The sequence below is a fragment of the Streptomyces sp. NBC_00104 genome (assembly GCF_045160825.1).
In the GTDB taxonomy this organism is placed as follows: domain Bacteria; phylum Actinomycetota; class Actinomycetes; order Streptomycetales; family Streptomycetaceae; genus Streptomyces.
On sequence record NZ_CP108215.1, the window covers coordinates 5,379,448 to 5,391,894 of the forward strand.

At 68.7% G+C, this 12,447-nt stretch carries 12 protein-coding genes; 5 read left to right on the forward strand and 7 right to left on the reverse strand.

All coding sequences use genetic code 11. The features are described 5' to 3' along the window. The first annotated feature begins 230 nt into the window (after nucleotides 1–230). The gene (locus OG272_RS23700) at nucleotides 231–1,064 is read left to right on the forward strand and encodes a hypothetical protein (protein WP_326581259.1); all 834 of its coding nucleotides are present in this window, start codon (nucleotides 231–233) and stop codon (nucleotides 1,062–1,064) included. Between the two features lie 107 nt (nucleotides 1,065–1,171). Beyond that, nucleotides 1,172–1,357 (forward strand): hypothetical protein, encoded by a 186-nt coding sequence (locus OG272_RS23705; protein ID WP_326581257.1) that lies wholly within the window; start codon nucleotides 1,172–1,174, stop codon nucleotides 1,355–1,357. A gap of 131 nt (nucleotides 1,358–1,488) precedes the next feature. On the opposite strand, the gene OG272_RS23710 is transcribed toward OG272_RS23705, so the two are convergent. Next, nucleotides 1,489–1,854 (reverse strand): metal-sensitive transcriptional regulator, encoded by a 366-nt coding sequence (locus OG272_RS23710; protein ID WP_326581256.1) that lies wholly within the window; start codon nucleotides 1,852–1,854, stop codon nucleotides 1,489–1,491. Between the two features lie 188 nt (nucleotides 1,855–2,042). Here OG272_RS23710 and OG272_RS23715 point away from each other — a divergent pair, with 188 nt between their 5' ends. After that, nucleotides 2,043–2,663: a DUF47 domain-containing protein gene (locus OG272_RS23715; protein ID WP_037688246.1), complete on the forward strand. Its 621-nt coding sequence runs from the start codon at nucleotides 2,043–2,045 to the stop codon at nucleotides 2,661–2,663. A gap of 7 nt (nucleotides 2,664–2,670) precedes the next feature. After that, nucleotides 2,671–3,669 (forward strand): inorganic phosphate transporter, encoded by a 999-nt coding sequence (locus tag OG272_RS23720; RefSeq protein ID WP_326581252.1) that lies wholly within the window; start codon nucleotides 2,671–2,673, stop codon nucleotides 3,667–3,669. Between the two features lie 146 nt (nucleotides 3,670–3,815). Here OG272_RS23720 and pstB read toward each other — a convergent pair whose 3' ends face one another. The 4 genes from pstB to pstS form a co-directional block, all read right to left on the reverse strand. Beyond that, nucleotides 3,816–4,592 carry a phosphate ABC transporter ATP-binding protein PstB gene (pstB, locus tag OG272_RS23725; RefSeq protein WP_326581251.1) on the reverse strand — a complete coding sequence of 259 codons (777 nt, stop codon included), beginning with the start codon at nucleotides 4,590–4,592 and terminating at the stop codon, nucleotides 3,816–3,818. Nucleotides 4,593–4,662: 70 nt separating this feature from the next. After that, nucleotides 4,663–5,727, reverse strand: coding sequence for a phosphate ABC transporter permease PstA (pstA, locus tag OG272_RS23730; protein ID WP_326581249.1), 1,065 nt, complete (start codon nucleotides 5,725–5,727; stop codon nucleotides 4,663–4,665). Continuing rightward, nucleotides 5,724–6,731: a phosphate ABC transporter permease subunit PstC gene (gene pstC, locus OG272_RS23735; RefSeq protein WP_326581246.1), complete on the reverse strand. Its 1,008-nt coding sequence runs from the start codon at nucleotides 6,729–6,731 to the stop codon at nucleotides 5,724–5,726. Before pstC ends, pstA begins: the two co-directional genes overlap by 4 nt. Before the next feature lie 137 nt (nucleotides 6,732–6,868). Continuing rightward, a complete protein-coding gene (pstS, locus tag OG272_RS23740; protein ID WP_405894775.1) occupies nucleotides 6,869–7,999 on the reverse strand; it encodes a phosphate ABC transporter substrate-binding protein PstS in 1,131 nt (376 codons plus the stop codon). 684 nt (nucleotides 8,000–8,683) lie between these two features. On the opposite strand from pstS, the gene OG272_RS23745 reads away from it, so the two are divergent. Beyond that, nucleotides 8,684–10,258 carry an FAD-binding oxidoreductase gene (locus tag OG272_RS23745; protein ID WP_405894776.1) on the forward strand — a complete coding sequence of 525 codons (1,575 nt, stop codon included), beginning with the start codon at nucleotides 8,684–8,686 and terminating at the stop codon, nucleotides 10,256–10,258. Nucleotides 10,259–10,471: 213 nt separating this feature from the next. Here OG272_RS23745 and OG272_RS23750 read toward each other — a convergent pair whose 3' ends face one another. Together OG272_RS23750 and OG272_RS23755 are read right to left on the reverse strand one after the other, a co-directional pair. Further along, complete coding sequence (locus OG272_RS23750) at nucleotides 10,472–11,194, reverse strand: phosphatase PAP2 family protein (RefSeq protein WP_326581240.1); 723 nt, start codon at nucleotides 11,192–11,194, stop codon at nucleotides 10,472–10,474. 235 nt (nucleotides 11,195–11,429) lie between these two features. Next, nucleotides 11,430–12,374 carry an NlpC/P60 family protein gene (locus OG272_RS23755; RefSeq protein ID WP_405896064.1) on the reverse strand — a complete coding sequence of 315 codons (945 nt, stop codon included), beginning with the start codon at nucleotides 12,372–12,374 and terminating at the stop codon, nucleotides 11,430–11,432. Nucleotides 12,375–12,447: the final 73 nt, after the last annotated feature.

Consider the following 12,447-nt stretch of genomic DNA (forward strand, 5'->3'; position numbering starts at 1 on the left):
TGCATCTCGCCACACAGAATCGGCCCTGCTCGACGGTGTTCGTACGGTGCTGCTGCGGGGGTACCGGCTCGTCCTGGTGCGCCACACCCACAACGTTACCCAGGGCAAGTAAGCGTCCCCCCCCTCCCGCCACGGGCTATTGGGCGCACCGCGTGACAACCCTCCGCACTCGTCGTTATCCGGACAAGCGGGAGGACCCGGTACGGACCCGGCCAGGGGGTTGGCAGGCGATGGTGACGCGGCGGCACGGCAGGACGGGCGCGGTGCTCGTCGCGGCAGGACTCATCGTCGGCGCGGCCGGTGTCACCGGCTGCGCGTTCGGCGGCCTCGCCGACGACCCCCTCCCCTACGACCCGGTCGACCTGCTGCACCGCGCCGCCCCCGCCCTCGTCCGCGCGGGCAGCTCCAGGGCCCGTACGGAGATGGAGATGGCCACCGGCGGTACCCGCGTGACCATCCGCGGCGAGGGCGTCTACGACTACGGCAGACAGCTCGGCCGGCTCAGGGTGCTGTTGCCGCACGACCCCGCCGGCCGCAGCGAACACCGCCCGATCACCGAACTCCTCGCCCCCGGCGCCCTGTTCATGAAGAACCGGGGCGCGGGCGTCCCCGCCGACAAATGGGTCCGCGTCGACACGGGCGCCCTCTCCGACGGCAATCTGGTCACCGGCGGCGCCACCGACCCGTTCGCCGCGGCCGAGGTGCTGCGCGGGACGCGTACGGCGAGCTTCGTCGGCGAGGCCGAGGTCGACGGCACACGGGTCCGGCACTACCGCGGCACCGCCGACCTCACGATGGCCTCCCGCGCGGCCTCCGAGGGCAACCGGGCCCCCCTGCGCGCCGCCGCCGAGGGCTTCGCCACCGCCCGGGTCCCCTTCGACGCCTACCTCGACGACGAGGGCCGCATCCGCAAGGTCCGCCACCGCTTCAGCTTCGTCAACGGCGCCCGGCAGGACACGATCGCCGTCGCCTCGACGACCCTGCTGTACGACTTCGGCGTCCCCGTCGACGTACGCCTGCCGCGGCCCGAGGACATCTACGCCGGGAAGATCGCGGAGGAGTAGCCCCGAGGGGTAGCGGAAAGTACGGGGCCGGAAATGGTCCGTTGGTGCCATGCGCGGGCTGTGGGCCGCTGCCTACCCTAGGGGTCGGTGACGGCGGAGAAGAGGTGATGCACGTGGCTCCGGCAGGCGGTACGGCGGTTCAGGACCACGTGGCCCTCGCCGAGATCGAGCTCTGCGGCGATCTCATCATCGCGGCCTCCGCCACCGACGGCGACCGCCTCAGCCCCGACCGCATCGACGAGGTCCTGCGGGTCCGGGAAGAACGCTCCCACGAGGACGAACCGCGCCGGTAGCGGACCCCCGCGCCGGACGCCGTACCCGGCCGCCGTACCCGACAACCGCGTCCGGCGGCCGTACCCGACGACCGTCCCCGATGGCCGAAAAAGACCCCCGGCGGCACGGGCGGCCCCAGGCCCTCCGACCCTCAGGTCCGCAGCAGCCGCCCGATCGCCTTCGTGGCCTCCTCCACCTTCGCGTCGATCTCGGTGCCGCCCTTGAGGGCCGCGTCGGCGACGCAGTGCCGCAGGTGTTCCTCGAGAAGCTGCAGCGCGAAGGACTGCAGGGCCTTGGTGGAGGCGGAGACCTGGGTGAGTATGTCGATGCAGTAGACGTCCTCGTCGACCATCCGCTGGAGCCCGCGGATCTGTCCCTCGATGCGCCGCAGGCGCTTCAGATGCTCGTCTTTCTGCTGGTGGTACCCGTGGATTCCACGGTCGTGGTCGGTCACGACACCCGGCTCCACTCCGTCTACGGCGGAGGGCACTTCAGCGCCGGCCCCTGTGGTCGTCATCGCAGCCTCCAGACATATACCCCTACCGGGTATATCGTATCGAACTTTGGCGGGTATACGCCCTGCGGGCAGCCCCCCTGCCGGTGAATCTGGCTGATGGGCGACACTGGGGGACGGCCCATTAGCCGTGGCCGGATGATGCGCCTAGCATCAGCCTGACCGAAACCAATGCATACCGAGGACCCCACGTGCGCTTTCGTCTGACCCCCAGGGAGACGAGCTTCTACGACATGTTCGCCGCGTCCGCGGACAACATCGTCACGGGCTCGAAACTCCTCATGGAACTGCTCGGGGCGGACACCGCCGGCCGGGCCGAGATCGCAGAGCGTATGCGGGCCGCTGAACACGCCGGTGACGACGCCACACACGCGATCTTCCACCAGCTGAACTCCTCGTTCATCACGCCGTTCGACCGCGAGGACATCTACAACCTCGCGTCCTCCCTCGACGACATCATGGACTTCATGGAGGAGGCCGTCGACCTGGTCGTCCTCTACAACGTCGAGGAACTGCCCAAGGGCGTCGAGCAGCAGATCGAGGTGCTGGCGCGGGCCGCCGAGCTGACCGCCGAGGCCATGCCGAACCTGCGCACCATGGCCAACCTCACGGAGTACTGGATCGAGGTCAACCGGCTGGAGAACCAGGCCGACCAGATCCACCGCAAGCTGCTGGCCATGCTCTTCAACGGCAAGTACGAAGCCATCGAGGTGCTGAAACTCAAGCAGATCGTGGATGTGCTGGAGGAGGCGGCGGACGCCTTCGAACACGTGGCCAACACGGTGGAGACCATCGCGGTCAAGGAGTCCTGAACTCTTCATGGACACCTTGGCTCTGGTCGTGACCATCGGGGTCGCGCTCTTCTTCACGTACACCAACGGCTTCCACGATTCCGCGAACGCGATCGCGACCTCGGTGTCGACCCGCGCGCTGACGCCCCGGGCGGCCCTCGCCATGGCCGCGGTGATGAACCTCGTCGGCGCCTTCCTCGGCAGCGGCGTCGCCAAGACGGTCAGCGAGGGCCTGATCTCCACGCCCGAGGGCTCCAAGGGGATGGGCATCCTCTTCGCGGCACTCGTCGGCGCGATCACCTGGAACCTCGTCACCTGGTACTTCGGCCTGCCGTCCTCCTCCTCCCACGCGCTGTTCGGCGGCATGGTGGGCGCGGCGCTCGCGGGCGGTACGACGGTCTACTGGTCCGGCGTCCTCGAAAAGGTCGTCATCCCGATGTTCGTGTCACCGGTGGTCGGCCTGGTCGTCGGCTATCTGGTGATGGCGGGGATCATGTGGATATTCCGCCGCGCCAACCCGCACAAGGCGAAGCGCGGTTTCCGTATAGCGCAGACCGTGTCGGCGGCGGGCATGGCCCTCGGCCACGGTCTCCAGGACGCGCAGAAGACGATGGGCATCGTGGTGATGGCCCTGGTCATCGCGGACGTCGAGGACTACGGCGATCCCATCCCGGTCTGGGTGAAGATCGTCTGCGCGGTCATGCTCTCCCTCGGCACGTACGCGGGCGGCTGGCGCATCATGCGCACCCTCGGCCGGAAGATCATCGAACTCGACCCGCCGCAGGGCTTCGCGGCCGAGACCACCGGCGCGTCGATCATGTTCATCACGGCCTTCATCTTCAAGGCCCCCATCTCCACGACCCACATCATCACCTCGGCGATCATGGGCGTGGGCGCCACGAAGCGGGTGAACGCCGTCCGCTGGGGCGTCGCCAAGAACATCATCCTGGGCTGGTTCATCACGATGCCGGCCGCGGCCCTGGTCGCCGCGACGAGCTTCTGGATCGTGAACCTGGCGGTTCTCTGACCGCACGACGGTCCTCTGACCGCACGAGGACGGGCCCGCCCCCGGGAACACCGGGGGCGGGCCCTTTCTCTACCTCGCGGTGGCACCGCCATGCAGCACCGTGAGGGGTCTTGGAGGGGTCTTGAGGGTCGGCGAACGCCGCCGGCCTAGCCGAAGCGGCCGGAGATGTAGTCCTCCGTGGCCTGGACGGACGGGTTGGAGAAGATCCGCTCCGTGTCGTCCAGCTCGATGAGCTTGCCCGGCTGCCCCACGGCCGCGAGGTTGAAGAACGCCGTCCGGTCGGAGACCCGCGCCGCCTGCTGCATGTTGTGCGTCACGATGACGATCGTGAAGCGTTCCTTCAGCTCACCGATGAGGTCCTCGATGGCGAGCGTCGAGATCGGGTCCAGCGCGGAGCACGGCTCGTCCATGAGCAGCACCTTCGGCTCGACCGCGATGGCACGGGCGATGCACAGCCGCTGCTGCTGGCCACCGGAGAGGCCGGAGCCCGGCTTGCCCAGGCGGTCCTTGACCTCTTTCCAGAGGTTCGCGCCCTTGAGGGACTTCTCGACGACGTCGTCCAGCTCGGCCTTCTTCTTGGTGCCGAGCAGCTTCAGGCCCGCCGCCACGTTGTCGTAGATCGACATCGTGGGGAACGGGTTCGGGCGCTGGAAGACCATGCCGACCTCACGCCGCACGGAGACGGGGTCGACCCCGGTGCCGTACAGGTCCTCGTCGTCGAGCATGACCTTGCCCTCGACCCGGCCGCCCGGCGTCACCTCGTGCATCCGGTTCAGGGTGCGCAGGAACGTGGACTTGCCACAGCCGGAGGGGCCGATGAAGGCCGTCACGGTACGGGGCTCGACGGTCATCGAGATGTCCTCGATGGCCCGGAAGGAGCCGTAATAGGCGTTGAGGCCGCTGACGTCGATTCGCTTGGCCATGGGGATCACTGCTTCTTTCGCGAGGAATTCGCGGGGAATTCGAGGGAATCTGGTCGCTGTCATGGCCGCGTCAGCGACCGGACTTCGGCGCCTTCCAGCGGGCGATGCCGCGGGCCGCCAGGTTCAGGATCATGATGAAGGCGATGAGCGTCAGGGCCGCCGCCCACGCACGGTCGTAGGCCGCACCGGAGCCGCCGCTGTTCGCGTACTGCAGGTAGATGTACATCGGCAGCGACGCCTGCGGGTCGGCGAAGGGGTTCGCGTTGATGAAGTTCGAACCCCACACCAGGAGCAGTACCGGAGCGGTCTCACCGGCGATACGGGCGACGGCGAGCATCACACCGGTCGTGATACCGCCGATGGCGGTCGGCAGCACGACCTTCAGGATAGTGCGCCACTTCGGCACGCCCAGGGCCAGCGAGGCCTCGCGCAGCTCGTTCGGGACGAGCTTGAGCATCTCCTCGGTGGAGCGGACGACGACCGGCAGCATCAGGATGGTCAGCGCCATCGCGCCGGCGAAGCCGGAGGGGCCCATGCCGAGCAGCAGGATCCAGGTGCTGAGGATGAACAGGCCCGCGACGATCGACGGGATGCCCGTCATGACGTCGACGAAGAAGGTGACGGCCTTGGCGAGCTTGCCCCGGCCGTACTCGACCAGGTAGATCGCGGTCAGCACACCGATCGGCACGGAGATCACGGTGGCGATGCCTACCTGCTCCAGGGTGCCGAGGATCGCGTGGTAGATGCCGCCGCCGGGCTCGGTGTCGGCGACCACGCCCATCGAGTGGCTGAGGAAGTATCCGTCGAGGACCTTCACACCACGGCTGATGGTCTCCCACACGAGGGAGGCCAGCGGGAGCACGGCGAGCAGGAACGCGACCCAGACGAGGCTGGTGGCGACCCGGTCCTTGGCCTGCCGCTTGCCCTCGACGCGCGCGGCGATGCCGTACGTGCCGAGGACGAAGAGGAGGCCGGCGATCAGGGCCCACTGGATCGAGCTCTCCAGGCCCGCCACGGTGCTGATGCCGAGGCCCAGGGCGACCGAGCCGACGGCGACCGCCCACGCGAACCACCTGGGCAGGGACGCGGCCCGCAGCGTGCTGGGGCCCTTCGGGGAGAGAGTTGCGTTGCTCATGCGTTGGCCCCCGAGAACTCCTTGCGGCGGGCGATGATCAGCCGGGCCGCGCCGTTGACCAGCAGGGTGATGACGAACAGGACCAGACCGGAGGCGATGAGGGCGTCCCGGCCCATCTCGGTGGCCTCACTGAACTTGCTGGCGATGTTCTGGGCGAAGGTGCCGCCGCCCGGGTCGAGCAGGCTGAGGTTGATCTCGAAGCTGGACGACAGGACCATCGCCACGGCCATGGTCTCGCCGAGCGCGCGGCCGAGGCCGAGCATCGAGGCGGAGATGACGCCGGAGCGCCCGAAGGGCAGCACCGCCATGCGGATCACTTCCCAGCGGGTGGCGCCGAGGGCCAGCGCGGCCTCCTCCTGCATCTGCGGGACCTGCCGGAAGACCTCACGGCTCACGTTGGTGATGATCGGCAGGATCATGATCGCGAGCAGGATGCCGACGGTGAGCATCGAGCGGGGGGCGCCACCCTGCCACGAGAGGATGCCGGTCCAGCCGAGGTAGTCGTTCAGCCAGCCGTAGAGGCCGTCGAGCTGCGGTACGAGGACCAGGGCGCCCCACAGGCCGTACACGATGGACGGCACGGCGGCGAGCAGGTCGATCACGTACGCGATCGGACCGCCCAGCCTGCGCGGGGCGTAGTGCGTGATGAAGAGGGCGATACCGACCGCGACCGGGACCGCGATGGCCATCGCGATGATCGACGAGACGACGGTGCCGAACGCCAGGACCGCGATGCCGAAGACCGGCGGGACCGCGGTGGGGTTCCACTCGAAGGTGGTGAAGAAGTTGGCCTCGTCCTTGCTGATCGCGATGGCGGCGCGGTAGCTGAGGAACACGGCGATGGCCGCCATCAGCGCAAGGATGAAGATGCCGGAACCCCGGGACAGGCCGAGGAAGATCCGGTCGCCGGGGCGGGTGGCGCCGCGGGCGGCCCGCTTCTGCTCGGCGGTCTCGGACGTCGGTGGGGTGGGGGGAGCGGGATTTTCTTTGGTCGATATGTCCATCAGGTTCTCCGGTCTGCGGAGCCGTCGCAATACGGGCGGCGACTCGGGGCGGAGCCGCCCGCGGTGGCGGGAGGCTCCTGGCGGCGGTGCACCGGACGATGCGGTCCGGCCCCGGTGGGGGCCGGACCGCACTCAGGTCAGCTCAGTTCCGAGATGGTCGTGCGGACCTTGGTGATGATCTCCTCGGGCATCGGGGCGTACCCGGCCTCGGAGAGCAGCGCCTGGCCGTCCTCGGAGGCGACGTAGGTGAGGAAGGACTTGGTGGCGGGCAGGGTCTCCGCCTTGTTGCCCTTGTCACAGACGATCTCGTAGGTGACGAGGGTGATCGGGTAGGCGCCCTCGGCGGTCGGCGTGTAGTTGAGCTTCAGCGCCAGGTCCTTGCCGGTGCCCACGACCTGGGCCTCGGAGATGGCCTTGGTGGCGTTCTCGACGGTCGCCTTCACCGGCTCGGCGGCACCGGTCTTGACGTCCACCGTGCTGATGCCGTCCTTGGCGTAGGAGAGCTCCATGTAGGAGATCGCGCCCTCGGTCTCCTTCACGCCCTGCGCGACACCGGAGGAACCCTGCGCGGACTGGCCGCCCTTGGCCTGCCAGGCCTTGCCGCCCTCGTACTTCCAGCTGTCGGGGGCCGCGGCGATCAGGTACTTGGTGAAGTTGTCCGTGGTGCCGGACTCGTCCGAGCGGTGGAAGGCCTGGATCTTGAGGTCGGGCAGCTTGGCGTCGGGGTTCAGCGCCGCGATGGCCTTGTCGTTCCAGTTGGTGATCTTGCTGTCGAAGATCAGGGCCAGGGTCTTGGCGTCCAGGACCAGGCTCTCGACACCCGGGACGTTGTAACCGACGGCGATCGGACCGCCGACCATCGGCAGGTCGATGCCCTGACCGCCGGAGCAGACCTCCTTGGAGGCCGTGACCTCTTCGGGCTTCAGCGCCGAGTCGGAGCCCGCGAAGGCGACCTGGCCCTGGGTGAACGCGGTGATGCCCGCGCCCGAGCCGCTGCCCTTGTAGTTGATCACGACGTCCTTGCAGGTGCTCTGGTACTGCTTCACCCAGGCGTCGATCGCGTTCTTCTGCGCGGAGGAGCCGTCGGCCAGCAGCTGACCCTTGGCGTCGCCGCAGTCGATGCTGCTGTTGGCGGACGCCGTGCTGTCGCCGGAGCCGCTCGTGCCGCCGGTGTCGTCGGACCCGCACGCGGTGAGGGTCAGGGCGCCGGTGACGGCGACAGCACCGAGAGAAAGGGCGCGCAGTCGGTTCTTGCGCTGAAGCTTCACTTTCGGGGGTTCCTTCCAGGAGCCGCCGTCCACATGGCGGCGTGCGAAGTCGTCGTATCAGCCTCGGGGCGCATCCAGCTGATGCCTTCAGTCCCTCAGACTGCTGTCGTCACGGGCCGTGGGGCCGCATTCAGGCCCACACCCCGCACCGGGTAAGGCCGAAATTAGGCAGATCAGGTGAAGCCGCCGATGGACGGAAGTGAACGGCGAGTGAACCCCTGCCGAAAGTGCGGTGAGGTCACGGAATGCTCACGGGGAGAGCACGCACGGGTCCCGATGTCGCGGCCTCGCCCCCCTCACCCCACCCACACCAACGGACCCGGGTGTTCCATGTCATCCTCACCACCCCCACTCAGTCCATAACTCTAAGCACTCAACCGACTACAAGGAGACACCATCCCCGGTTGAACCCGCCCCTACGCGCACTCGCCCACCCCGGCCTGGTGCAAGGGGCGCGGGGAACGGCGCGACAAGCCACGACGCTCCGACACGTACAAACCCGCCCATCCCCCTCCCCCGGCAGGGGCCTGGGGGCGGCAGCCCCCGGAAAAAGGGGGTCGAAGGGGCACAGCCCCTGGAGGATGGGGACGGGTAGGGGCGGCGGGGGCGAGAATCCGGGAACCCCACCCCCACCCACCTCGTCTCGTTCCACGACCCACCCCACGCGGCGCACCGGAGACGCACATGGAACGACGCACGTTCATAGGCGGCGGCGCAGCCGCACTGACCACCCTCACCGCTGCCGCCTGCACAGGCACCGACCCCGGCCCCGGCCCCGGCACCCGCGCGACCGAAACCGACACCACCCTGCGCACGACGGCCACCGGCACGGGCGCGGGCACCGCCTCCAAGGCCACCGTCGCCAACTGGTCCGCCCTCGCCCGAGACCTCGACGGCCCCCTCATCCGCCCCGGCGACAAGGCCTGGCCCACGGCCCGCCTGCTCTACAACACCCGCTTCGACACCCTCAAGCCCACCGCCGTCGCCTACGTCGCCCACCCCGACGACATCCGCACCACCCTCGCCTACGCCAGGGCACACGACATCAAGGTCTCGATCCGCAACGGCGGCCACTCCTACGGGGGCTGGTCCTCGGACAACGGCCGCCTGGTCATAGACGTCTCGAAGCTGAACAAGGTCCGCGCCTCCGCGAACGAGGCGGTCGTCGGCGCCGGCGCGAAACTCATCGACGTCTACCGAGCCCTGGCCGCGAAGGGCGTGACCATCCCGGCCGGCTCCTGCCCGACCGTCGGCGTCTCCGGTCTGACCCTCGGCGGCGGCCACGGCGTGACCTCCCGCGCCTACGGCCTGACCTGCGACAGCCTCACCCAGGCCACGCTGATCACGGCGGACGGCACACAGCTGATCGCGAACGCCACGACGAACAAGGACCTCTTCTGGGCCCTACGGGGCGCGGGCAACGGCAACTTCGGCGTGGTCACCGAACTCCGCTTCAAGACCCACGCGGCCCCTCGGAGCGTCACCGCGTACCTCACCTGGCCGTGGTCCAAGGCCGCCGCCGTACTGAAGGCCTGGCAGGAGTGGGGCCCGACACAGCCCGACGAGATCTGGTCCTCCTGCCACCTCCAGAACGGCGGCACCCCGTCCGTCGCGATCGCCGCGTTCTCCCTCGGCACCTACGGCGACCTGGAGAACGCCCTCGACCGCCTGGCCGACCGCGTCGGCACCCCGGCCCGCAGCGTCTTCCTCAAGCGCCGCTCGTACGAGGCCGCCATGGAGGGCTACGCCGGCTGCTCCTCCTTCTCGACCGACGCCCAGTGCCATCTGCCCGGCTCGACCCCGGGCCGCTCCCCCCAGGGCGCGCTGGGCCGCGAGACGTACGCGGCCCGCTCGGACTTCTTCGACCGCTCGATCTCGTCGGCGGGCATCCAGACCCTCCTGACCCAGGTCACGGGCGTGAAGGGCGGGGCCGGCAGCATCGCCCTCACCGCCCTCGGCGGCCAGGTCAACCGCGTCTCCCCCACGGCCACGGCCTTCGTCCACCGCCGCTCCCGGATGCTGGCCCAGTACCTCGCCTCCTGGAAGCCGGGCACCTCCGGTACGACGGCCCAGTCCTGGCTCGACACGGCCCACAAGTCCATGACCCGCCACGCCTCCGGCGCCGCCTACCAGAACTACGCCGACCCCACCCTCACCCACTGGAAGAAGGCCTACTACGGCGACGCGGCCCCCCGCCTCACCACCCTGAAGAAGAAGTACGACCCCCAGCGCTTCTTCACCTTCCCGCAGGCGCTGTAGAGCCCCTGGGCCCTCTTGACGGGCCGCAGGCCCCGTCAGGGGCGCGGGGAACTGCGCGATCAGCCACACACACCCCGCACCCGCCGAAAACCAGAACCCCCCGAGCTATGAGGCGCTCAAGGGGGTCGAAGGGGCACAGCCCCTTTTATGGATGGGACGGGTAGGGGCGGCGGGGGCGAAAGAATCCCGGGCACCCTCAGGCCACCAGATCCCTCAGGCCGCCAGATCCCGCTCCTCCGCCGGCACCGACTCGACCCGCGCCCCCGGAATCACCGCACGCTCCCCGCCCCGCCCCCGAGCCCGCACGACCCACCCCACCCGAGGCGACCGCTCCACCGCCCTCATCAGCGGTGTGAGCAGAGCCATCGCCAAGGGCGACAGCAACAACACGACCGCGGTCCCGAGCGCGAACCCACCGATCACGTCCGTCGGATAGTGCACACCCATGTAGACCCGGATGAACCCGCCCAGCAGTCCGATGACGAGCCCGACCATCCCGAACTTCCGGTTGGCGACGAACAACCCCACCGCCATCGCCATGATCAGCGTCGCGTGATCGCTCACGAACGAGTAGTCGGTCTTGCCGGAGACCAGCACCTCCAGCCCCTCATGATCGAGGAAGGGCCGGGGCCGCTCCACGAACCCGCGTATCGGCACGTTCACCAGCACGGCGATCCCGGCGGCCAACGGCGCCCACACCAGCGCGGCCACGGACGGGGCGGCATCCTCCCCGCCCCGCTTCCGCACCCCCCACCAGCACCCCAGGATCAGCAGCACCATCGCGAAGAGCAGCCCGTACTCGCCGACGAACTCCATCACCCGGTCGAGCCAGGTCGGCGCATCCTTGGCCAGACCATTGATGTCGTACAGCAGCTCGACGTCGGGGTTCGATCCGGATTCAGCGGCAAGTGCGGCATGCGCGGCGAGTCCAGCCATCGTGCTGCGGCCCTTTCGTCATCGTTCTCGCGACCGCACCCTTACGTGCGCCGCGCTCTGCCACCCCCGTGGTGTACGTAGTGCTTCCGCGTGAGCGTCAACGGGCTACGTCAAATAGGAACGCACACTCTTCTCCAATGCGTTCCACCCTCCACTGAATGATCACTCAGACGTTATCGAAGAGAGACACGTCTGCGCAGCTCAGGGCAGGGGTTCACGGAGAATTGCGGCACCCTCAGACCGTCGTGGGCAGCGCTTTCGCGCCATCTTCGGTAACCCGGGTGGCACCAAAGTAGTCGGGGGTGTCAATCGGGTCGAACCGGATGACGGCACCTGTCCGCGGCGCGTCAATCATGTATCCGCCCCCCACATAAATCCCGACGTGCCGAATGGCGCGGGAGTTGGTGAGGTCGTCGGAGAAGAACACCAGATCCCCGGGCAGCAGCTCGTCCCGCGACGGATGCGGCCCGGCGTTGTACTGATCGTTCGCGACCCGCGGCAGCGTGATCCCCACACTCTTGTACGCCGCCTGCGTCAGGCCCGAGCAGTCGAAGCGTCCGCCCTGCTCAGCGGTACCGGTACCACCCCACAGATACAGCGTCCCGAGCTTCTTCTGCGCGTACGCGATGGCCCCGGCCGCCTGCTCGCTCGGATCGACCCGGGACGTGGGCGCGGCGAAACTCTCCGACAGCGTCGTGATCGTCTTGACGTAGTTCTGGGTCTCCTTGTACGGCGGGACGCCCCCGTACTTGATGACGGCGTACGCCCCCGCGTTGTAGGAAGCGAGCATGTTCGCCGTCGGATCACCGGGTACGTCCTTCACGTACTTCGCGAGGGAGCAGTCGTACGAGGCGGCCGACGGAATCGCGTCATTCGGGTCCCACACATCGCGATCCCCGTCACCATCCCCGTCGAGCCCGTGCGTGGCCCACGTCCCCGGGATGAACTGCGCGATCCCCTGCGCGGCGGCGGGGCTCTGCGCCTTCGGATTGAACCCGCTCTCCTGATACAGCTGTGCGGCGAGCAACGCCGGATTGATGGCGTCGCACAGATTGCCCCACTTCTGCACGAGCGTCTGATAGGCGGCGGGTACGGCCCCCTTGGCCAGCCCGACGGACTTCCCGGCGATCCCGCCCGCGAGATTCCCGGCGACCAGATAGACACCCACGACCAGCACCATCACGAAGCCGAGCCCGGCGCTGCCGGCAGCGATCGCCACGATCCACGCCTTACGCACCGTCAACCGCCCCTCA